Here is a 20714-nt window from a genome sequence, read left to right as displayed (position 1 = left end):
CGCGTCCCGAGAACCGGTCCGCAGCGGGATGCCCGCCGCGCGCCCCGCTCCTTACCGTCGGAGGCCATGAACACCCCGCTTCGCCCGGTACCCGCCGCTCGCCGTGCCCGTACCGCAGTCTCCGCCGCCTCCTCCGCGCCCGACACCACCCACCGCCGCCGCAGCGGGGTCGCCCTGTGCACCGCCGGGGTGGCCATGGCCGCCGCGGTCGTCATGTCGGCGCCGGGCGCGATGGGCACCACTCCCGGCGGCACCGAGAACGTCGCGGCGGCCGCGGTGGTCCGCGCGCTCACCGACGACGATCCCGACGCCACCTCGCTGATCCCGCGCGACTTCGGCTACAAGTTCGGCTACGACCCGGCGCAGCAGGACGGTCTGCTGCTGAACCCGAACGGCAGCTGCTCCTCGCCGGTGACGTTGCCCGCCGAGTTCGCCGCGGCCTGCAAGGCGCACGACCTGGGCTACGACATGCTGCGCTATGCCGAACGGGTCGACGAGCCGCTCGGCCCGTGGGCCCGGCGTTCGGTGGACGCGGCGCTGAACCGCCGCATCCACGCGGCCTGCGAGCTGCGTGACGACGAGTTCTCCCGCGCCCGCTGCGGGGTGATGGCTGATATCGCGTTCACCGCGGTCGACGTGAATTCGCGGCGCCAGGAGTACGGCGCCCCGGTGGTGGAGAACGTCTTCGCCGAGACCGATCCGGCCGACCGGCCGAACCTGTGGCCGCTGGCGCGCACGGTGCTCGGGCTGTTCGCGGCGACGGCGGCCTCGGCGGTGATCATCGACGCGCTGCGGAAACGGCGCCGACGCCTGGTCTGATCGCTTGCCGAAAACTAGAACATGTCCTAGTTTTCACGCATGGCCCTGACTATCGACGAAACGATCGAGATCGACGTCCCCGCCGAGAAGGTGTGGGAGGTCCTCACCGATTTCGGTCGCTACGGCGAATGGAACACCTTCTGCTACGAGGCGGCGACCACCCTGGTGCCGGGCGAGCCGATCGACATGAAGGTGAACCTCGGCGGCAACGAGCGCCCCCAGCGCGAATGGATCCGCAGCCACACCCCGGGCACCGAGTTCAGCTACACGATGAAGCCGGTGCCCGCGGGCGCGCTGCACAGCCTGCGCTCGCACACCGTGGTGCCGCTGGGCGCCGACCGCTGCCGCTACGAATCGCGATTCACCCTGGCGGGCTGGCTGAGCCCGGTGGTGAGCCTGGTCCTCGGCAAGCACCTGCGCGCGGGCTTCACCGCGATGACCGCCGGCGTCGCGAAGCGGGCCACCGAGATCTGAAAAACGGGGTGCGCCAGGCCGATCCGGCCCCGCGCACCCCGCTGTTCGTCTCGGCTCAGACCGCCGCGGGCACGGGCAGCGCGCCCCGGGCGAGCTCGTAGGCCGCGCCCACCCGGTACAGCCGGTCATCGGCCAGCGCGGGCGCCATGATCTGCAGGCCCACCGGCAGGTTGTCGTCGGCGGACAGCCCCGACGGCACCGACATGCCGCAGTGCCCGGCCAGGTTGGTCGGCAGCGTGCACAGGTCCGACAGGTACATGGCCAGCGGGTCGTCGACCTTCTCGCCCAGCTTCCACGGGGTGAACGGGCTCGTCGGCGAGACCAGCACGTCGACCTGCTCGTAGGCCTTGTCGAAGTCCTGCGCGATCATCGTGCGGACCTTGAGCGCCTGACCGTAGTAGGCGTCGTAGTACCCGGCCGAGAGGGCGTAGGTGCCGATGATGATGCGGCGCTTGACCTCCGGGCCGAAACCGGCCTCCCGGGTCAGCGACATCACCTGGTCGGCGCTGTGGCTGCCGTCGTCACCGACGCGCAGGCCGTAACGCATCGCGTCGAAGCGGGCCAGGTTCGACGACACCTCCGAGGGCATCACCAGGTAGTACGAGGACAGCGCGTACTCGAAGTTCGGGCACGACACCTCGATCACCTCGGCGCCGAGTTCCTTCAGCACCGCGACCGCGGCGTCGAAGGAGGCCAGCACACCGGGCTGGTAACTGTCGGAATGCAATTCACGCACCACGCCGACGCGCACGCCGGACAGGTCGCCGTTGGCGCCCTGCTTCGCGGCCGCGACCACCGGGGCCACCGGCACGTCGCGGGAGGTGGAGTCGCGCGGATCGTGCCCGGCGATCACCTCGTGCAGCAGCGCGGTGTCGAGCACCGTGCGACCGCACGGGCCGCCCTGATCCAGCGACGACGCGCACGCGACGAGACCGTAGCGCGAGACGGTGCCGTAGGTGGGCTTCACGCCGACCGTCGCGGTGACCGCGGCGGGCTGACGGATGGAGCCGCCGGTGTCGGTGCCGATGGCCAGCGGGGCCTGGAACGAGGCCAGCGCCGCCGCCGAACCGCCGCCCGAGCCGCCGGGGATGCGGGTGGTGTCCCACGGGTTGCGGGTGGGGCCGTAGGCGGAGTTCTCCGTGGAGGAGCCCATCGCGAACTCGTCCATATTGGTCTTGCCGAGGATCGGGATGCCCGCGGCGCGCAGCCGGGTGGTGACCGTCGCGTCGTAGGGCGACATCCAGCCCTCCAGCACCTTCGACGCGCACGTGGTCGGCATGTCGGTGGTGGTGAAGACATCCTTGAGCGCCAACGGAACTCCCGCCAGCGCGGAGGCCGGGGTCTCCCCCGCGGCCAGCGCGGCGTCGACCACGGCGGCCGCGGCCAGTGCCTGGTCGCCCGCGACGTGCAGGAAGGCGTTGAGCTCACCGTCGACCGCGGCGATGCGATCCAGGTGCGCCTGGGTGACCTCGGTCGAGGACACCTCGCCACCGTGGATCTTGGCTGCCAGCTCGGCCGCCGACAGCGTGGTCAGCTCACTCATTCGCCCTCTCCCAGGATCTGCGGGACCAGGAAACGCTGCTCCTCCACGGCGGGCGCCTGGTCCAGCGCCTGCTCGGGAGTCAGACCTGGCACGACCACGTCGGGCCTGGTCACATTGGTCGTCGGATTCGGCGACGCGGTGGCGGGGACGTCGGCGGCGACCTCGGAGATGGTCCGCACGTGGCTGAGGATCGAATCCAGCTGACCGGCGAACTGGTCGAGTTCGGCGTCGGTCAACGCCAGCCGGGACAGCCGGGCGAGGTGAGCGACCTCGTCGCGGGAGATTGCGGGCACCGCGGGACCCCTTTCGGCTTCGGTTTAGGCAGTAGTGGGTACAGCCTAGTCAGCGGGTCCGCGGGCCCCCGACGCACCCGCCCCGCGCCGACCGGGCCCACCACCTCCCTCGAAAGTTCGCGCATGTCGTGCGGTTGGGCGCATACTTCGAGTCGAGAACCCGCGTTCGGGGGTGTAAGTATTGCGTCACCGGGTATTCGTCTCGGACCACCCGGCCCTAGGAAAGGAACGCACGTGTCATTCCTGCTCCGCGTGCAACTTCCGGATCGACCGGGAAGCCTCGGTTCCCTCGCACTCGCCCTCGGCGGGGTCGGCGCGGACATCCTCTCGCTCGACGTCGTGGAGCGAGGCGCCGGGTTCGCCGTCGACGACCTCGTGGTGGAGGTCCCCACCGGCGCCCTGCCCGACACCCTCATCACCGCCGCGGAATCGGTGCACGATGTGAGCGTCGACTCGATCCGGCCCTACTCCGGGGTGCTCGACACCCATCGCGAACTCGAGCTGATCGACCAGGTGGCCAGCGCCCGCGACGATCGGATGCAGGTCCTCGTCGACGGGGTGCCGCGCGTGCTGCGGGTGGGCTGGTCGACGATCATCGGCATGGGCCCCGCGGGGGCCTACCGGGTGGTCGGCAGCCCGAGTGCGCCTGAGACGCAAGCGGGTTCGGCACCGTGGATGCCGCTGGAGAAGCCGTCGTGGCTCGACGGCGAGGCCGACTGGGTGCCGCAGATCTGGCGCGACATGGACACCAAGCTCGCGGCCGCGCCGCTGGGCAACACCGGTAAGGCGCTGCTGCTCGGCAGGCCGGGCGGGCCGGAATTCCGGCCGTCGGAGGTGGCCCGGCTGGGCTATCTGGCCGGGATCGTCGCGACCGTGCTCAGCTGAGCGCCAGCCGCATCACGTACAGCGGCAGGCCGTCGTCGGTGGCCCAATCCCGTTCCGGCACACCGACGAATCCCAGCCGCTTGTAGATGCGGTGCGCGTCGACCATCGTGCCCATGGTGGTCAACGCCACGGCGTCGTAGCCACCGGCCCGTGCCTCGTCGATCACCGCGCGCACCAGCGCGGTGCCGACGCCGAGGCCACGCGCGTCCTTCGACACCGCGAGCATGCGGAACTCCAGCTCACCCGGCCGGGCGATCTCCGCGTAGGGCGTGCCCGGCGCGGCGACGGTGAGCGAACCGACGATCCGGTCCTCGTGCACGGCGACCAGCACCTCGGCCGCGGCGGCCCGGTGCGCGACGTCACCGAGTTCGCGCACGTAACCGTCATCGGGGTCGATGTAGCCGTCACCGACGTAGACCTGGACCGTCAGCTCGTCCACGGCGGTGTAGTCGTCGGGGGTGGCGGTGCGGAGGAGAAGACCGTTCTCCGTGACCTGGTGGTACTTGCCCTGCATACGGCCATGATCCCATCCGCGTGCTTGTGATCCGCACCTCACCCGCGGGTCAGGACGCTGGTGAGAATCACGATCCGAGGTAGGACCGCATCCCCGGATGCTGGGCGATCCAGTTGCGGGGATTGCGCGGCGGATAGGCCACGACGAGATGATCACCGATCGAGGGCCACTGCGCGGCATCCCACGCGAACCGCCGGTACACCACCGTCTCGGGGACCGACGGCCCGACCAGCGTGCCGGTGATCGTCACGTAGTGCTCGCCGGTCATGGCGGGCAACGGGCTGACCCCGGTGACGACGAGCGAACCCTGCTCGACATTCGGGGCGCCGCCGCGGCCGAACCGGTGTGCGAACACGGCGCCGAGCGTCACGAGCAACATCGTCACCATGGCCGCCGCCATCACCACTTCGAGCATGACTCCCATGGTAGGCCTCGACCTGCGCGGACAGCGCGGTCACGCCGACGGCGTCACAGCGGAGTGAGTTCGCTGACGCCCCGCTCCCGGCGCAGCTGCCACACGGCGGTGCGGGTGCGCTGCGAGCGGCCGTTGTTGCGGTCGATCAGCGCGCGGTTGGCGGTGGTGTAGATCAGTTGCGCCCCACGGGCATTCGTCTCCGGGTTCTGGAACAGCTGCACGAGCCGGTCGGTCTCCTCCACCGGCAGTCCGGCACCGAGGTCGTCGACGGCGAGGACCTGGCCGGTGTCGAGCGCCTCCAGCATCGCGGGCAGCACCCGCAGCAGGGATCTGGTGGCGGTGGACTCGTCGGCCAGTTCGAACGGCACGTCGACGCCCTCGTGGACCAGGCTCAGCCCGGCGCCGCGGCGCTCCACCATCCGGCGATACAGCGCGTCACGGGCCGCGCGCAGGGTGCTCAGTTCCCGCTCCACCAGGATCGGGTCGGCGCCACCGTGCTCGAATCGACTGGTCAGTCCGGCGATCTCGGCGTCGAGGTCGCGCAGGTAGTCGGCGTACATCGGATCGTGTTCGGCGACGAGCAGGTCCTCGATGCCCAGGTCGGCGGTGCGCAGCAGCATCAGCAGGCGGGCGGCGTTGTCGGGTGAGCGGGAGATGTGGCTGCCGAGATCGTGCGCGAGCGCGTCGGTGTCGGCCTCGCCCTGCTGCACCCGCAGGTTCGCGGCGAACCAGCGATACGCGGGGACCAGGGCCTCGGCGTAGAGCTGCCCGGCCAGGCTCAGCAGCAACGCGTTGGGCCGCACCAGCGGGACCAGCGCGGCGACGCCGTAGCGGGCGGCCTCGAACATCGGTCCGATCTTGACCTGATCGCCGGTGCGCTCGAACACGATCCGCTTGCGCGAGCGCGGATGCGTGTAGAGCCACTCCGCGATCACATCGGCGTTGTCGAGGCGGAAACCATAGGTGTAGGGCACCCCCTCGGCGACGAAGCCGGCGACGAATTCCGTGGGGCGCTCGGCGAATCCGAGATGCGGCCTGCGCACCGGCCCGGCGTAGGGGTCCCAGCCACTCACCGAGTGCAGCACCGCGTCACGCATCTGCGCGAGCGCGTCGACCAGACTCGTCTTCCCCGACGCCGCCACCCCGTGCACCGCCGTCACCGGCACGGCCACCGAACTCCCGCCGCCCTTGCTCAACCGCAACTGCTGCGCCTCGGCCAGCGATCCGTGATTGGTCACCTGAAAACTACGCAGCAAGGGGTCGTACCGCCTCTCGAACTGGCCAGCCTGGAGGACGCCGCCGCGGACCGAATCGGTCCGAACCCGGCGAATCGCCCGCGTCCGTGCGCAGTCTAGGGGCGTCGGCCGGGTCCGGTGATGACCGGGCGTGTTCTCCCGCGAGCTACTAGCATGCTGGGCAACCGCGGCCACGCCGGTCGCCAGGTGTCGGACGATGACGAGGATGGGTGCGCGTGATGGCTGTTCGGATGATGGTGCGCGGAGTGGTCGTCGCGGCGGTGACCGCGGGTGCCGCGGTGCCGGTGGTGTTGCTCGGCGCGCCGAACGCGGTCGCCGACCCGTGCCCGAACGGGACCGCCCGGGTGTTCCTCGGTGACGAGACGAACTCCTGTCAGGGCGCGGGCTCGCAGACCTATGTGCTGGCCGGTGTCTCGAAAGTGTGCTCGATGACCAGCACCGACGTGACGATCGACATCGACAGCGAGAGCAAGAAGCTGCGCAGGCACGTGGAGATCAGCAACGGGCAGTGCGCCCAGTTCCAGCTGCGCGGGCAGACCAGCGCCACCGTCACCGTCACCCCGAACTGATCGGTCGCACGGTGGGCCCGGCCCACCGCGCGCACGCTCGCTAGTCCGCGGCGGGCTCCTCGTCGGCCGCGGACTCCGGCGTCACCGCGGCGGGCCCACCCGCCAGCAGCGCGCGGAACCCGTCCTCGTCCAGGATCGGGACGCCGAGTTCCTCGGCCTTGGCCGCCTTCGAGCCGGGTGAGTCGCCGATCACCACGAACGCGGTCTTCTTCGACACCGAGCCGGCCGCCTTGCCGCCACGCACCAGGATCGCCTCCTTGGCGCCGTCGCGGGTGAAGGTCTGCAGCGACCCCGTGACGACGATCGACAGGCCATCGAGAGTGCGTTCGATGGACTCGTCGCGCTCGTCCTCCATGCGCACGCCCGCCGCGCGCCACTTGTCGACGATGGCGCGATGCCAGTCGACGGTGAACCACTCCCCGACCGCCGCGGCGATGGTGGGACCGACACCGTCGGTGGCGGCGAGCTCTTCCACCGACGCGGCTTCGATGCGTTCGAGGCTGCCGAATTCGGCCGCCAGCGCCCTGGCCGCGGTCGGGCCGACGTGCCGGATCGACAGCGCGACCAGCACCCGCCACAGCGGCCGCTCCTTCACGGTGCGCAGATTCTCCAGCAGACGATGCGCGTTCTGGGTGAGCTGCCCCTTCTGATTGGTGAACAGCGGCACCGACAGCAGGCGCTCCTCGTCGAGGTCGAACAGGTCGCCCTCGTCGGTGATGGCGCCCGAACGCAGCAGCGCGTCGGCGGCCTTGTCGCCGAGCGCCTCGATGTCGAAGCCGCCACGGCTGGCGAGGTGGAACACCCGTTCGCGCAGCTGGGCCGGACAGAACTGCTGGTTGGGGCAGCGGATGTCGGCGTCGCCCTCTTTCTCCGGCGCCAGTTCGGTGCCGCAGTTCGGGCAGTGCGTCGGCATCACGAATTCGCGTTCGGCACCGGTGCGGGCGTCGACGACGGGCCCGAGGACCTCCGGGATCACATCGCCGGCCTTGCGGATGGTGACGGTGTCGCCGATCAGCACGCCCTTGCGCTTGACCTCCGAGGCGTTGTGCAGGGTCGCCATCGACACGGTCGACCCGGCGATCGAGACCGGCGCCATCACCGCGAACGGGGTGACCCGGCCCGTGCGCCCGACATTGACCTCGATATTGAGCAGCGTGGTCGTGGCCTCCTCCGGCGGGTACTTGTAGGCGATCGCCCAGCGGGGCGCGCGGGAGGTGGAGCCGAGGCGGCGTTGCAGCGCCATCTCGTCGACCTTGATCACCTGGCCGTCGATCTCGTGCTCGATGTCGTGGCGGTGCTCGCCCCAGTAGGCGACCCGCTCGATGACGGCGTCGATGCCCTTGACCAGCCGGGTGTGCTCGGAGACCGGCAGACCCCAGGCCGCGAGCGCCTGATAGGCCTCGTGCTGGGACTGCGGCCGATAGCCAGCCATGCGGCCGAAACCGTGGCAGATCATCCGCAACCTGCGCTGGGCGGTGACGGCCGGATTCTTCTGGCGCAGCGAACCGGCCGCGGTGTTGCGCGGGTTGGCGTACGGCGGTTTGCCCTCGGCGACGATCTGGGCGTTGAGCGTCTCGAAGTCCTCGAGCCGGAAGTACACCTCGCCGCGCACCTCGAGCAGTTCCGGGATCGGGAAGTCCGGGTGCGGGGTGAGCTCGGCCGGGATGTCCTCGATCGTGCGCGCGTTGAGGGTGACGTCCTCGCCGGTGCGCCCGTCACCGCGGGTGGCGCCGCGGGTGAGTTTGCCGTTCTCGTACACCAGGTTCAGCGCGACGCCGTCGATCTTCACCTCGCACAGGTAGTGCAGATCGGACCCGGCCTCGGCTTCGACCCGGCCCGCCCAGGCGCGCAGTTCGTCGTAGTCGAACACGTTGTCCAGCGACAACATCCGCTCGAGATGGTCGACGGCGGTGAACTCGGTGGCGAACCCGCCGCCGACCAGCTGGGTCGGCGAGTCGGGGGTCCGCAGGTCGGGGTGGGCGTCCTCGAGGGCTTGCAGCTCGCGCAGCAGGGTGTCGAACTCGCCGTCGGAGATGATCGGCGCGTCGCGCACGTAGTAGCGGAACTGGTGCTCGCGCACCTCGTCCGCCAGCTGCTGCCATCGCACCCGCTGCTCGGAGGTCGCGCCCTCGGTACTCACGGAAACCACGCTCTCGCTGTCACTCACCCGTCGAAGACTAGTCGAGGGCACCGACACTTCCGGGCCACCGTTCCCGCACGTCGCGGGGTCATTTCGGTCGCTGACCGCGGTCGCGGAGAACAGGGGTGCGGCGCTAGTCGACGGTGACCGACTCCGGCTCCTCGGCGAAGGCGCGCGCGACCTCGTTAGCGAGTGTGAGGGCCCGGCGCGACCAGGTGTGCGAGGCACCCGCCAGACCACAGGCCGGCGTCACCAGGATCTGCTCGGCGAGGACGCGGCGCGGGAAACCGAGGCGGTCGAGCAGGCGGGCGCCCGGTTCGGCGATGGTGCGCCAGGTCGGTGGGGTAGCCGGCGCTTCGGTGGGCACCAGGCCGAGGAAGAGTTTCTTTCCGGCGTCCAGGGTTTCGCCGAGGCTGTCGAGGTCGGCGGTGACGATGGTGGCCGCGTCGAGGGCGATCGCCGCGGCGGCGGTGCGGCGCAAGGTGCCGATGGCCGGTCGGCTCGCGCAGCTGTGCAGCACGACGGGAGCCGACGCCCCGCCGATCACCGTGTCGAGAAGATGCAGCGCCTCGGGCTCGGGCAGCGCGCTGATGGTGTTGAGGATGCTCGGACCACGCAGCGAACCCGCGAGGACGGCGGTGAGACGGGGTTCGTCGAGCTGCACAACGACCTGGGCGCCGAGCCGCCTGCGGATCTCGGCAACGTGCTGGGCCAGACCCTCGGCGAGCGACTCCGAGAGGTCGCGGACCGCGCCCGGATCGCTGAGGACGCGGTGGCCGCCGGGCAATTCCACCTCCGCCGCGAGGGTCAGCGGACCCGCCGACTGCACCTTCAGCGCCCGGCCCGACCCGGCCAGACCGGCTGTCTCCCAAGCTTCTTCGAGAGCGTCGAGGTCGACGCGCAGCAGATCGCGGGCCCGGCGCGAGACGGCGCCCGGACGATCGGCCAGTCGATAACCGCGTGTCGTCGAGTCGAAGCGCAGGTCGACGAGCAGCGCGGAGACCCGGCCGATCATGTCGGCGCCGACACCGCGGCCGGGCAGTTCGACCAGGTGCGGAAGGTCGCCGAGCTCACCGATGATGGTCGCGGCCGCCTCGCGCGGGTCGGTGCCGGGCCACGAACCGATCCCCGTGGCGACCCCGCCGGCGAGCGGGTCGACGGGATCCGGTGCCACGGTGTCGTCGTCGGAGGGCTCGCTTCGCCAGAGAGTCACGCGCTGTGCACCTTTCGTGTCTTCGAGTCGCCGTCACCCGCCGGTGCCTTCGCGTGCCGGTGAGAGCTACCGATCCCGCGAGAGCGCCTCGTCGTCAGGCCGAAACGTCTACCTGATCCGCCGCGACACCCGCGCGGTCGGTGCCGTTGATCGTGCCGCTGCCGACCACCGTGTCGCCGCCCTCGGCGTCGGGCAGGTACAGCACGATGGCCTGGCCCTTGGCGACGCCGGTGAGCGGTTCGCGTAGCCGGGCGACAAAACCCTCGCCCGCCGGGGTCACCACGGCCGGCGCGGTGCCGCCGTGCGCGCGCACCTGGACGACGCACTCGATCGGCTCGGTCGGCCGCACACCCGAGGTCCAGATGGCGCGATCGGCCGTGACGACGTCGACCTGCAGTTCCTCCACCGACCCGACCTTGACCGTGCCCGAATCGGGATCGATCCCGGTGACGTAGCGCGGCTTGCCGTCGGCGGCGGTGTGGGTCAGGCCGAGGCCCTTGCGCTGGCCGACGGTGAAACCGTGCACGCCCTCGTGCTCGCCGAGCACCGTGCCGTCGGAGTCGACCAGGGCGCCGGGGCGGATGCCGATCTTGGCGCCGAGGAACGCGCGGGTGTCGCCGGAGGGGATGAAGCAGATGTCGTGGCTGTCGGGCTTGTTCGCCACGGCCAGCCCCCGCTCGGCGGCCTCCTCGCGGATGCGCGGCTTCGGGGTGTCGCCCACCGGGAACATGGCGCGCGAGAGCTGCTCGGCGGTGAGCACCGCGAGCACGTAGGACTGGTCCTTGTCGGCGTCGACGGCACGGCGCAGCACGCCGTCTTCGAGCCGGGCGTAGTGGCCGGTGACCACGGCGTCGAAGCCCAGCGCCCGCGCCCGGTCGGCGAGGGCGGAGAACTTGATCTTCTCGTTGCAGCGCAGGCACGGATTCGGCGTCTCGCCCGCGGCGTAGGCGGCGACGAAATCGTCGATCACGTCTTCCTTGAAACGGTCGGCGAAGTCCCAGACGTAGAACGGGATGCCGAGTACGTCGGCGGCGCGGCGCGCGTCACCGGCGTCCTCCTTGGAGCAGCAACCGCGCGACCCGGTGCGCAGCGTGCCCGGTGACGCCGACAGCGCCAGGTGCACCCCGACCACCTCGTGACCGGCGTCGACGGCCCGCGCCGCGGCCACCGCCGAATCGACGCCACCACTCATCGCGGCGAGTACTCGCATCAGGCACCTCCTCTAGCGCCGGCCAGGCCCGCGGCCCTGGCCCGTTCGATGACCTGCGGCAGAACGGTCACCAGTGTGTCGATATCGGTCCCGGCCGAGGTGTGGCCGAGCGAGAACCGCAGCGAACTGCGCGCCTGCCACGGCTCCACCCCCATCGCGATGAGCACATGACTCGGCGAGGCCACGCCCGCGTTGCAGGCCGACCCGGTGGAACATTCGACGCCCGCGGCGTCGAGCAGCATGAGCAGCGAGTCACCCTCGCAGCCGGGGAAGGTGAAGTGGGCGTTGCCGGGCAGCCGGCGCTCGTCGAGTGGACCGTTGAGCACCGCTTCGGGCACGACGGACCGCACCCCCGCGATCAGCTGGTCACGCAGGCCACGCAGCCTTTCGGCGCGCGCGGGCAGGTCACCGACGGCCGCGCGCAGCGCGGCGGCCATCCCGGCCGCGGCGGCCACATCGGAGGTGCCCGACCGCAGGTCACGCTCGTGCCCGCCGCCGTGGACCAGCGGCACACACGGAACCTGCCTGCCGAGCAGCAGCACACCGATGCCGTGCGGACCGCCCGCCTTGTGCGCGGCCACGCTCAGTGCCGCCAGCCCGCTCGTGCCGAAGTCGATCGGGATCTGGGTCACCGCCTGGATCGCGTCGCTGTGCATCGGGATGTCGAATTCCTGTGCGACGGCCGCCAATTCGGCGATCGGCTGAATGGTGCCGACCTCGTTGTTGGCCCACATGACGCTGACCAGCGCCACCTCGTCGGCGTGCTCGGCCAGTTCCGCGCGCAGCGCCTGCGCCGACACGACACCCTCGGCGTCGACGGGCAGCCAGCTGACCCGCGCGCCCTCGTGCTTCTCCAGCCACTCGACGGCGTCGAGCACCGCGTGATGCTCGACCGCGCTGGTGACGATCCTGGTGCGCCGCGGATCGGCCGCCCTGCGCCCCCAGTAGATGCCCTTGACGGCCAGGTTGTCGCTCTCGGTCCCCCCGGAGGTGAAGATCACCTCCGACGGCCGCGCCCCCAGATCGGCCGCGATCGACTCGCGCGCCTCCTCCAGCGCCCGCCGCGCCGCCCGCCCCGACCCGTGCAACGACGAGGCATTACCCACTGTGCCCAGCGCAGCCGTCATCGCCTCGACCGCGGCGGGCACCATCGGAGTGGTCGCCGCGTGATCGAGGTAGACCGTGTCGGGCGCACCGTTGACCGGGCCCGTAATAGCCGACTCCATGACCGACAAAGCCTATCCCACCGCTGACCTGGGCATCTTTCGGGTCCACCCCTGCTTTCGGCGATTATTCTTCGATTCACCCACGATCCACAACACGCGGATCGCCTGTCGGTATTCCTGGATCGGCCCGCCTGATCACCGGATGGTCGACACCTGACCGGAGCGCACCGGACTTCCGGCGAACCGCCTGTCCCCGCCGAGGCGGATCACCAGGTCGGCGGCGCGATGAGCTCATCGTGCACGAACTGCACGAGAACCTCTTTCATGGCGGCCACGGTCATCGTCGGCGCACCGGTCAATACCTGGATCGCTGTCCCGTCGGTGAGGGCGGTCAGCCGCTGCGCGATGGTTTCCGGATCGACATCGGTGCGGAAGATCTCCTGACGTTGCCCCCGGCGGACGATGCGGACAACGGTGTCGTGCCAACGGGCGTAGTAGGTGTTGTGGAACGGGCGCAACTCCGGCCGCAACGTGGCCTCGGCCCAGAACTGGAGCCAGATCGACCACTCGTCGCGCAGCGGACCGACTCGGGGAAGTTGCATGTCGATCAGGCGCAGCAGACGTTCGTGGGCGTTGTCGATCGGCTTGAGTTCCCGGCTCTGCCGTTCGAACGCGTTGTCGATCGCGTGCCGGAGAGCGGCCGTCAACACGTCGCTCTTGCCGGGAAAGTAGTAGTGCACCGCCCCGGTGCTGGTGCCGACGACTTTCGCGATGTCGGAGATCCGGACCGCGTGATATCCGCGTTCGGCGATCAACTGAGCAGCGGCGTCGAGGATCTTGGTCCGCCGCGCGTCCTCGGTGAGTTGAGTGGTCACAGTCCCTCCTTCTACAGCCACTGACTGATCAATCAAAACATACGCGACCTGCTGACGCGTCAGTCAGTTTCTGGACAACCCGCCGCGCCTTGGCGTCCGATTTTCATTCGACCCACAAATAGCAGGTCAAACCCATATTTTGCGACCGGACCGAGCTGGGGCGGAGCGAAGATTTGCAGGGAGCCCTTGACAGATGTGGGCTGCATCACGCTATAACTGATGCATCAGTCAGTCGACTGTTTGACCCGCGAGGAGGCGGAGCTTCGATGGAATGTGAGATCCCAGGTGGTGGTGTCGGGCAGCTGCTGCGACCCGACGTCCATCGCGGACGGGTGGCGTTGATCACCGGTGGAGGCACCGGGATCGGACGCGCGATCGCCCTGGACATGGCGAGGTGTGGCGCGGACGTCGTGATCAGCGGGCGGCGGCCCGAACCACTCGAGAAGACCGCGGCCGACATCGAGGCGCTGGGAGCTCGCGTGCTGGCGGTACCGGCCGACATTCGCGAGGAGGATCAGGTGACCAGGCTGGTCGACCAGGCCCTCGCCCGGTTCGGCCGGATCGACATCCTCGTCAACAACGCGGGCGGCCAGTTCGCGGCCGCCGCCGAAGACATCACCAGCAAGGGATGGCGTGCCGTTCACCGGCTCGCCGTCGATGCCACCTGGGCGGTGACCAGGGAGGTCGCTGTCCGCGCGATGATTCCGCAGCGCTCCGGCTGCCTCTTCTTCATGGCGTTCTCGCCCCGCCGCGGCATCGCCTCGATGGTGCACGCCAGCTCGGCCCGCGCGGCACTCGAGAATCTCGCCTCCGGGCTGTCGCTCGAGTGGAGCCGATACGGGATCCGGTCGATCTGCATCGCGCCCGGCACCATCGCGACCGAAGGGATGGAAGGCAACTACACCCCGGAGGCCCGCGCGGCCTGGGTGTCGGCCGTGCCCCTCGGACGCCTCGGCACGGCCGAGGATGTGTCCGGGGTCGTCACCTTCCTCGCCTCGCGAGCCGGAAGCTATGTCACCGGGACGACCGTGGTCGTCGACGGCGGCGCCGACGCCTGGGGCGCGGGACACCGCGCGCCGGAGCTCGAGCCGAAGCGCGAGGTGGCGCGATGAGCACGACCACCGACCGCGACCTCACGGCGCTGTTCGACCCCCGGTCGGTCGCCGTCCTCGGCGCGAGCAACGACGAGACGAAATACGGCAACTGGCTCAGCGTCCAAGCGCTCCGGATGCGGGACCACCGATCCGTCCATCTCGTCAATCGTCGCGGCGACCGCATCCTGGGGCAGCCCACGCTCCGGAGCCTTTCCGAACTCGACGAGTGCGTCGATCTCGTCGTCATCACCGTTCCCGCACAGGGTTTCGAGGAGGCGGTGGACGACGCCCTCGCCGCCGGTGCCACCGCGATCGTCGGAGTCACCGCCGGTTTCGCCGAACTCGGCGCCGCGGGCAAGGCTGTGCAGGATCGCGTCGTGCAGCGGGTCAGGGCCGCTGGGGCCGTCCTGCTCGGGCCGAACTGCCTCGGCGTCTCCGACTCCAGCACCTCGCTGACGCTGGCCTCGAACCCGCTGCCCGCGGGCCGGGTCGCCCTGCTGTCCCAGAGCGGCAACATGGCGCTCGAACTGAGTCGGTTCCTCGAGGCCCGGGGCCATGGGTTCTCCCGGTTCGCTTCGCTGGGCAACCAGGCCGACCTGAACGCCGCCGACCTCATCCGCTCCTGTGTCGACCACGACGCCACCGACCTGATCGCCGTGTACTGCGAGGACTTCGGTGACGGGCGGGCGTTCGTCGATGCCGCCGCCGAGGCGGCCCGGGCCGGGACACCGGTGCTGCTGCTGACGGTGGGTAGCAGCGAGGCATCCATCCGTGGGGCGAAGTCGCACACGGGTTCGCTGACCTCCGACAGCGCGGTCATCGACGCCGCGTGCCGCGCCGCGGGGGTCTATCGCGTGTCGAGTCCGCGGCAACTCGCGGACGTCACGGCCACACTCCTCAGCTACGGACCGACGGCGGTGCGCAGAGTCGGCGTCGTCGCCGACGGCGGCGGGCACGCCGGTGTCGCATCGGATGTGCTCGAGGCGGCCGGACTCTCGGTTCCGCAGTTCGACACCGAGACCAGCGACGCGCTGCGCACCCTGTTGCCGCCGTCGGCCGGGGTGAGCAACCCCGTCGACCTGGCCGGCGCCGGCGAACAGGACATCACCTCGTTCGTCTCGGTACTCGACACCATCCTGCGGAACCCGGACATCGACTCCGTCCTGCTCACCGGATACTTCGGTGGCTACGGCAGTTACGGCGAGAACCTCGCCCGCGCGGAGATCGATACCGCCCGCGCGATGGCGGCGACGGCGCGCGCCCACCACAAGCCCGTCGTCGTCCACACGATGCATCCCGACAGCGCGGCGGCACGTGCCCTCGCCGACGACGGAGTCCCGGTCTTCCAGGCGGTGGAGGACGCCGCGGGCGCGCTCGGAGTCATCGCGGGAACCACTGCGCCACAGTGCTGCGCGGACGTCCGGGACACGCCGGTCGAGCCGGTCACCGGCGACGGATACTGGGAGTCCAGGGAACTCTTCCGCCGCGCCGGCGTGGAATTCCCGGACGCCGAACTGGTGCGCGACGGCGCCGAGGCGCTGGCCGCGGCCGACACCATGGGATACCCCGTCGTGCTGAAGGCCATGGGGTTGCTCCACAAGTCCGACTCCGGCGGGGTGGCGCTCGGCCTGCGAACCCCGCAGCAGCTCACCGAAGCGTTCCGCACCATGGACGACGCGCTCGCGGCGCCCTCCTACTGCGTGGAGCGCATGGCCGATCTGAGCGACGGCATCGAACTCATCGTCGGCGTGCAGACCGATCCTCGGTTCGGACCGGTCGCGATGGTCGGCCTCGGCGGGGTCTACACCGAGGTCCTCGCCGATGTCGCCTTCGCGCTCGCCCCGGTGGACGCGGCGACCGCACGCGGGCTGATCGAAAGCCTCAGGGCGACCGCACTGTTCGCGGGATTCCGTGGCCGACCGGCCGTCGACGTCGACGCGGCCGCTGCGGCGATCGCGGCGGTCACCGCCGTGGCCGCCGCGCACCCCGAGATCGCGGAACTCGAGATCAATCCGCTGTTCGTCACCCCCAAGCACGCGCTCGGACTCGACGCGCGAATCGTCCTCACCTCATCGAACACCCTCTGACCGAAGGAAGTACCGACACCATGGAATTCGCATACAGCCCGCGCCTGGCCGAGCTCAAGAAGCGCGCACGGGCCCTCACCGACACGATCATGCAGTTCGAGGACGAGTGCGAGAAGAACAACGGACTGTCCGACGAATCGCACGCCACCATCAAGGCCGCGGTGCTCGCATCAGGGCTCCAGGCGATCAACACCCCGGTCGAATACGGCGGCGCCGGACTGACGGTGCTCGAACAGGCGGTGGTCCAGGATGAACTCGGCAAGCTCACCAACGCGTTGTGGGACACCGTGTGGCGTCCCGCGAACCCGCTCACCCACGCCACCCCGGAGCAGCGGGAGCGCTACCTGATCCCCGGTGCCCGCGGCGACCGCCGCGACGCTGTCGCGATCTCCGAGGCGAACGCGGGTTCGGACTTCTCCGCCGCGAGCACCACGGCGACACCGGACGGCCAGGGCGGCTACCTCATCAACGGCGAGAAGTGGTTCGTCACCGTCGGTGATGTCGCCGACTATCTCATCGTGCTGGCCAATGTCGAACCGGAGCACGCGGCGACGATCTTCCTCATCGACGTCGACACCCCGGGTGTGAAGATCAAGAACGTCCCGCGCTACACGCACACCTTCGTCTACGAGCACCCCGAGTTCGTCTTCGAGAACGTCCGGGTGGGAGCGGACGCCGTGCTCGGCGGCATCGGACAGGGCCACGACCTCACCCGCGACTGGTTCACCGAGGAACGGTTGATGATCGGCGCGCGCACGATCGGTGCCGCCGAGCGCGCGCTGACTTTGGCAGTGGACTGGGCGCGGGAGCGGGTCCAGGGTGGCGAGCCCCTGATCAATCGTCAGCTCATCCAGGCGATGATCGCGGACTCCGTCGTCGACATCGCGACCAATCGGGCCCTCACCCACCAGGTCGCCTGGGAGTTCGACCAGGCCGACCCGAACGACACCGATCTCCGAAAGACGCTGCACGCCAAGGCGGCGACGGTCAAGCTCGCGGCCTCCGAGGCATCGAACCGGGTGGTCGACCGGGCCGTCCAGATCTTCGGCGGACGTGGCTACATTCGCGACTACCCCGTCGAGCGGCTGTGGCGTGAACTGCGTGTCGACCGGATCTGGGAGGGAACCTCGGAGATCCAGCGTCTCGTCATCGCGAACGAGGCCAACAAGCGCGGCCTGGACAACCTGCTGTCGTTCCGGTACGCCACGGACGGGGTGTGACATCGTGCCGACCGAGAACGCCGGCGCCGTCGAGGTGCACCGCGACGGCACCGTCGCCGTCATCACGCTGCGGCGAGAGCGGAAGCGAAACGCCCTGTCCACGCACATGGAAGCCGAGCTACTCGGCGCCCTGCGGACCACCGAGGTGCGGACGAGCCACGCGGTCGTCCTCACCGGCGGCGAATCGGTGTTCTCGGCCGGCGCGGATGTCACCGAACTCCGCTCCATGACGCCGGAGGCGATCGCCGAATACTACCGAGCCTCGGGCTCGGTGTACGAGGTGCTGGCGGGGCTACCGCAGCCGACCGTGTCGGCGATCACCGGCTACTGCCTCGGTGGTGGGCTCGAACTCGCCCTCGCCACCGACATCCGCGTCGCCGATCCCGGCGCGGTGTTCGGATTCCCCGAGATCGGCATCGGGATTCTTCCCTCCTCGGGCGGCGTCGCCCGGATCACCCGGATCGTGGGCGTGGGGCGCGCTCGTGACCTCGTCCTGCGCGGTCGTCGGTTCGACATCGCCGAGGCCGAGCGGTGGGGGGTCGTCAGCGAAACCGCCGACCCCGCAGGGCATATCGCGCACGCGCTGAGAATCGCCCATGACCTCGCGGCGTATTCGCCCTTGGCGCTGAGCGTCACCAAGCAGGTCTTGACCCTCAGCGCCGATACCCCGCATCACGCCGCGTTGCTGCTCGAGCAGCTCGCCTACTCGGCGCTCAACAAGACAACGCCCTAGCGGCACCCGGCCGCCGCGCCCGGCCGACCCGCCCGCCACCTCGAGGGTGCGGGCACTCAATTCGAACGTAGTGGAGACGACATGAGTTCCTTCGACGTGATGGACAGACCCGCACAGCGCGGGTTCCACACCAAACTCCTGATCGCATGCTGTGGCGGACCGTTCCTGGACGGCTACGTCATGAGCATCATCGGCGTGGCACTGCTCGGGGTATCCGAACAGCTTCACCCGACGACAGCCGAGGCGGGCCTGATCGGCGCCGCCTCCCTGATCGGCATCTTCTTCGGTGCCACCGTGTTCGGATTCCTCACCGACCGCATCGGTCGCGAGAAGATGTACGCGCTCGACCTCGTCGTGTTGGTCCTCGCCTGCGCCATGTCGGTGTTCGTCCAGGAGCCATGGCAGCTCATCGTCCTTCGCTTCGTCATCGGCGCGGCGATCGGCGCGGACTATCCGATCGCCACCTCGCTGCTCACCGAGTTCACGCCCACCAAGAAGCGCGGCGCGATGGTGGGAATGTCAGCCGTTGCGTGGTCGGCCGGCGCCGTCTCGGCCTACATCGTGGGCGCGCTCGTCGTCGGCATCTCCGGCGGCAACGACCACTGGCGACTGCTCCTGGCTTCCAGCGCGATCCTCGGGGTGATCGTGATCCTTGTGCGACGTGGCATCCCCGAGTCACCGCGGTGGCTGCTGAAGAACGGCCGGGTCGCCGACGCGGAGGCCGTGGTCGAGAAGATCTACGGCGAAAAACTCGACCTCTCCTCGGTCACCGTCGAGGACCGAGCGGACAAGCCGGGGACAGACCTGCGGATCTATTTCCGTGGACAGTATCTCGCCCGGCTCGTCATGTGCAGCGTCCTCTACCTGGCCGTCGTCACCCCGCTGTACGCGCTGTTGACCTTCCTGCCCACCATCCTGTCCGGGTTCGACATCTCCGGCGGCGGATCCACCGGCCTCATCGTGGAGACCGTCGTCATCGGGCTCATCGTGGCCGGTTCCATTCCGGCGCTGCTGCTGGTGGAGAAGTGGGGTCGACGTCCCATCGCCGTGATCCCCCTGGCCCTGATGGTGCTGCCGCTGGCCGGACTGTGGCTGTGGGCCGACGGACCGCTCTGGTTCGTGGTCGCCGCGTTCTGCGCGTACGCCTTCATCTCCGGTGGGCCGAGCATCCTCGTGTGGATCTACCCCAACGAACTCTTCCCGACCGAGTTCCGGGCCACGGCCGTGGGAATCGCCACGGCGGTCAGCCGTTTCGGCGCCGCCACCGGCACGTACCTACTGCCACTGAGCATCGCCGAGCTGGGAACGGGCACCACGATGATGTTCGGCGCCGTGTTGACCGCGGTGGCTTTCGTGATCTGCTTCTTCATGTCCCCCGAGACCAAGGGCCGATCGTTGGAAGAAGTGTCCTCCGTCGCCGACCCGGTCGTAGCGCCACCGAATATCGCGGTGCGGAACCTCGAGGTGAACCGCCGCGGAGAGTCGGACGGATTGCTGGTCTGAGCCGGCGAACCGGACCGCACAGCACCGGCCGTTAGGCCGGAATATCCTGGACCCTGCCGTGGTCCAGGATATTCGGCGTCTCACCCCGCCGGGTGCGTGGCTGCGCGGCGGTGCATTCGCCACACCGGCACGTCGCCGCCGTCGAGGACGAGGTGGTCCACGACCGTGAATCCGAATCGCTGATACAGCGGGAGGTTTCGTTCGGTCGAGGTGTCGAGCCAGCAGGCGTGGCCGGCGCGGTCGAGTTCGGTCAGGCCGTGTTTCATCAGCGCGGTGCCGAGCCCGGTTCCTCGGGAGTGCGGTGTGGTGCCGATGGTCGCCAGCACCCAGGCGTCGTCGGGGACCGGCAGCCTCGAGATCTGTTCTTCGGCCGTCATCAGGTGATCGAGTCGGTCGCCGTGCAGGTGCGCGATCCTGGCCGACACCTCCGCCGCCGGCGCCGGGGTGTCCGGCGGGAGGAAGGCGATCACGCCGTTGCCGGTGCCGTCGATGAAGGCGCTCCCGTGTGGCAGCGCCAGGTGCTCGAGGTAGACGCGCTGCAGCGATGAGATGCGTTCCACGTGGGCGTCTTCGGCGACGCACCAGTTCGTCCAGGGGTAGTCGGCGAAGGCCGCGCCGAGGATCTGCGCTGCGCGGTCGAGGTCTGCGGTGGTCAAGGGGCGGATCGTGGTGGACATGCGTCAATTTGTACCCATGTACAAATTT

General features: G+C 69.7%; 20 protein-coding genes. 9 read left to right on the top strand and 11 right to left on the bottom strand.

The genetic code is table 11. The features are described from left to right. The first annotated feature begins 66 nt into the window (after positions 1-66). Positions 67-819 (top strand): hypothetical protein, encoded by a 753-nt coding sequence (locus QH270_RS10145; RefSeq protein ID WP_280340397.1) that lies wholly within the window; start codon positions 67-69, stop codon positions 817-819. Positions 820-858: 39 nt separating this feature from the next. Next, positions 859-1293 carry an SRPBCC domain-containing protein gene (locus QH270_RS10140; protein ID WP_280340396.1) on the top strand — a complete coding sequence of 145 codons (435 nt, stop codon included), beginning with the start codon at positions 859-861 and terminating at the stop codon, positions 1291-1293. A gap of 55 nt (positions 1294-1348) precedes the next feature. Here the strand turns inward: QH270_RS10140 and gatA are convergent, their stop codons facing one another. Together gatA and gatC are read right to left on the bottom strand one after the other, a co-directional pair. Further along, positions 1349-2836 carry an Asp-tRNA(Asn)/Glu-tRNA(Gln) amidotransferase subunit GatA gene (gene gatA, locus QH270_RS10135; protein ID WP_280340395.1) on the bottom strand — a complete coding sequence of 496 codons (1488 nt, stop codon included), beginning with the start codon at positions 2834-2836 and terminating at the stop codon, positions 1349-1351. After that, positions 2833-3129 (bottom strand): Asp-tRNA(Asn)/Glu-tRNA(Gln) amidotransferase subunit GatC, encoded by a 297-nt coding sequence (gatC, locus tag QH270_RS10130; RefSeq protein WP_067493225.1) that lies wholly within the window; start codon positions 3127-3129, stop codon positions 2833-2835. The genes gatA and gatC overlap by 4 nt, the downstream gene beginning before the upstream one ends. Before the next feature lie 234 nt (positions 3130-3363). Here gatC and QH270_RS10125 point away from each other — a divergent pair, with 234 nt between their 5' ends. Further along, the gene (locus tag QH270_RS10125) at positions 3364-4014 is read left to right on the top strand and encodes an amino acid-binding protein (RefSeq protein WP_280340394.1); all 651 of its coding nucleotides are present in this window, start codon (positions 3364-3366) and stop codon (positions 4012-4014) included. Here the strand turns inward: QH270_RS10125 and QH270_RS10120 are convergent. From QH270_RS10120 to QH270_RS10110, 3 genes are all read right to left on the bottom strand, one after another. After that, a complete protein-coding gene (locus tag QH270_RS10120; RefSeq protein WP_280340393.1) occupies positions 4007-4528 on the bottom strand; it encodes a GNAT family N-acetyltransferase in 522 nt (173 codons plus the stop codon). The two genes, QH270_RS10125 and QH270_RS10120, sit on opposite strands and share 8 nt — an antisense overlap. Before the next feature lie 67 nt (positions 4529-4595). After that, positions 4596-4943, bottom strand: a complete 348-nt coding sequence (locus QH270_RS10115) for a hypothetical protein (protein ID WP_348537648.1) — start codon at positions 4941-4943, stop codon at positions 4596-4598. Between the two features lie 53 nt (positions 4944-4996). Then, on the bottom strand, positions 4997-6181 hold the full coding sequence (locus tag QH270_RS10110) for an AAA family ATPase (protein ID WP_280340391.1): 1185 nt from the start codon (positions 6179-6181) through the stop codon (positions 4997-4999). Between the two features lie 236 nt (positions 6182-6417). On the opposite strand from QH270_RS10110, the gene QH270_RS10105 reads away from it, so the two are divergent. Continuing rightward, on the top strand, positions 6418-6768 hold the full coding sequence (locus QH270_RS10105; protein WP_280340390.1) for a hypothetical protein: 351 nt from the start codon (positions 6418-6420) through the stop codon (positions 6766-6768). 40 nt (positions 6769-6808) lie between these two features. Here the strand turns inward: QH270_RS10105 and ligA are convergent, their stop codons facing one another. The 5 genes from ligA to QH270_RS10080 all read right to left on the bottom strand — a co-directional run bounded on the left by ligA (position 6809) and on the right by QH270_RS10080 (position 13372). Then, positions 6809-8935: an NAD-dependent DNA ligase LigA gene (gene ligA, locus QH270_RS10100; RefSeq protein ID WP_280340389.1), complete on the bottom strand. Its 2127-nt coding sequence runs from the start codon at positions 8933-8935 to the stop codon at positions 6809-6811. Between the two features lie 106 nt (positions 8936-9041). Continuing rightward, positions 9042-10082: a methionine synthase gene (locus QH270_RS10095; protein WP_280340437.1), complete on the bottom strand. Its 1041-nt coding sequence runs from the start codon at positions 10080-10082 to the stop codon at positions 9042-9044. Between the two features lie 133 nt (positions 10083-10215). Then, a complete protein-coding gene (gene mnmA, locus QH270_RS10090) occupies positions 10216-11331 on the bottom strand; it encodes a tRNA 2-thiouridine(34) synthase MnmA (RefSeq protein ID WP_280340388.1) in 1116 nt (371 codons plus the stop codon). Beyond that, positions 11331-12557, bottom strand: coding sequence for a cysteine desulfurase family protein (locus QH270_RS10085; RefSeq protein WP_280340387.1), 1227 nt, complete (start codon positions 12555-12557; stop codon positions 11331-11333). The genes mnmA and QH270_RS10085 overlap by 1 nt, the downstream gene beginning before the upstream one ends. A gap of 206 nt (positions 12558-12763) precedes the next feature. Continuing rightward, positions 12764-13372, bottom strand: coding sequence for a TetR/AcrR family transcriptional regulator (locus QH270_RS10080; RefSeq protein WP_280340385.1), 609 nt, complete (start codon positions 13370-13372; stop codon positions 12764-12766). Positions 13373-13638: 266 nt separating this feature from the next. Between QH270_RS10080 and QH270_RS10075 the strand changes: the two genes are divergently transcribed. The 5 genes from QH270_RS10075 to QH270_RS10055 all read left to right on the top strand — a co-directional run bounded on the left by QH270_RS10075 (position 13639) and on the right by QH270_RS10055 (position 20009). Then, positions 13639-14484, top strand: coding sequence for an SDR family oxidoreductase (locus QH270_RS10075; protein ID WP_280340383.1), 846 nt, complete (start codon positions 13639-13641; stop codon positions 14482-14484). Further along, positions 14481-16553: an acetate--CoA ligase family protein gene (locus tag QH270_RS10070; protein ID WP_280340382.1), complete on the top strand. Its 2073-nt coding sequence runs from the start codon at positions 14481-14483 to the stop codon at positions 16551-16553. The genes QH270_RS10075 and QH270_RS10070 overlap by 4 nt, the downstream gene beginning before the upstream one ends. Before the next feature lie 20 nt (positions 16554-16573). Beyond that, complete coding sequence (locus tag QH270_RS10065) at positions 16574-17773, top strand: acyl-CoA dehydrogenase family protein (RefSeq protein WP_280340381.1); 1200 nt, start codon at positions 16574-16576, stop codon at positions 17771-17773. A gap of 4 nt (positions 17774-17777) precedes the next feature. Next, positions 17778-18506, top strand: coding sequence for an enoyl-CoA hydratase/isomerase family protein (locus QH270_RS10060; RefSeq protein WP_280340379.1), 729 nt, complete (start codon positions 17778-17780; stop codon positions 18504-18506). An 81-nt stretch (positions 18507-18587) separates the two neighbouring features. After that, positions 18588-20009: an MFS transporter gene (locus QH270_RS10055; protein WP_280340378.1), complete on the top strand. Its 1422-nt coding sequence runs from the start codon at positions 18588-18590 to the stop codon at positions 20007-20009. An 80-nt stretch (positions 20010-20089) separates the two neighbouring features. Here QH270_RS10055 and QH270_RS10050 read toward each other — a convergent pair whose 3' ends face one another. Then, positions 20090-20686 carry a GNAT family N-acetyltransferase gene (locus QH270_RS10050; protein WP_280340377.1) on the bottom strand — a complete coding sequence of 199 codons (597 nt, stop codon included), beginning with the start codon at positions 20684-20686 and terminating at the stop codon, positions 20090-20092. Positions 20687-20714: the final 28 nt, after the last annotated feature.

Source organism: Nocardia neocaledoniensis (genome assembly GCF_029868625.1).
In the GTDB taxonomy this organism is placed as follows: Bacteria; Actinomycetota; Actinomycetes; order Mycobacteriales; family Mycobacteriaceae; genus Nocardia; species Nocardia neocaledoniensis_A.
This window is presented reverse-complemented; position numbering and strand designations above follow the sequence as displayed.

Excerpts from the sequence above, each read along its gene's own strand:
- QH270_RS10065 (WP_280340381.1), top strand. The coding sequence starts at position 16,574 with ATGGAATTCGCATACAGCCCGCGCCTGGCCGAGCTCAAGAAGCGCGCA.
- QH270_RS10105 (WP_280340390.1), top strand. The coding sequence starts at position 6,418 with ATGGCTGTTCGGATGATGGTGCGCGGAGTGGTCGTCGCGGCGGTGACC.
- QH270_RS10085 (WP_280340387.1), bottom strand. The coding sequence starts at position 12,557 with ATGGAGTCGGCTATTACGGGCCCGGTCAACGGTGCGCCCGACACGGTC.
- QH270_RS10055 (WP_280340378.1), top strand. The coding sequence starts at position 18,588 with ATGAGTTCCTTCGACGTGATGGACAGACCCGCACAGCGCGGGTTCCAC.
- QH270_RS10145 (WP_280340397.1), top strand. The coding sequence starts at position 67 with ATGAACACCCCGCTTCGCCCGGTACCCGCCGCTCGCCGTGCCCGTACC.
- gatA (WP_280340395.1), bottom strand. The coding sequence starts at position 2,836 with ATGAGTGAGCTGACCACGCTGTCGGCGGCCGAGCTGGCAGCCAAGATC.
- QH270_RS10050 (WP_280340377.1), bottom strand. The coding sequence starts at position 20,686 with ATGTCCACCACGATCCGCCCCTTGACCACCGCAGACCTCGACCGCGCA.
- QH270_RS10115 (WP_348537648.1), bottom strand. The coding sequence starts at position 4,943 with ATGCTCGAAGTGGTGATGGCGGCGGCCATGGTGACGATGTTGCTCGTG.
- QH270_RS10075 (WP_280340383.1), top strand. The coding sequence starts at position 13,639 with ATGGAATGTGAGATCCCAGGTGGTGGTGTCGGGCAGCTGCTGCGACCC.
- mnmA (WP_280340388.1), bottom strand. The coding sequence starts at position 11,331 with ATGCGAGTACTCGCCGCGATGAGTGGTGGCGTCGATTCGGCGGTGGCC.
- QH270_RS10070 (WP_280340382.1), top strand. The coding sequence starts at position 14,481 with ATGAGCACGACCACCGACCGCGACCTCACGGCGCTGTTCGACCCCCGG.
- QH270_RS10120 (WP_280340393.1), bottom strand. The coding sequence starts at position 4,528 with ATGCAGGGCAAGTACCACCAGGTCACGGAGAACGGTCTTCTCCTCCGC.
- QH270_RS10140 (WP_280340396.1), top strand. The coding sequence starts at position 859 with ATGGCCCTGACTATCGACGAAACGATCGAGATCGACGTCCCCGCCGAG.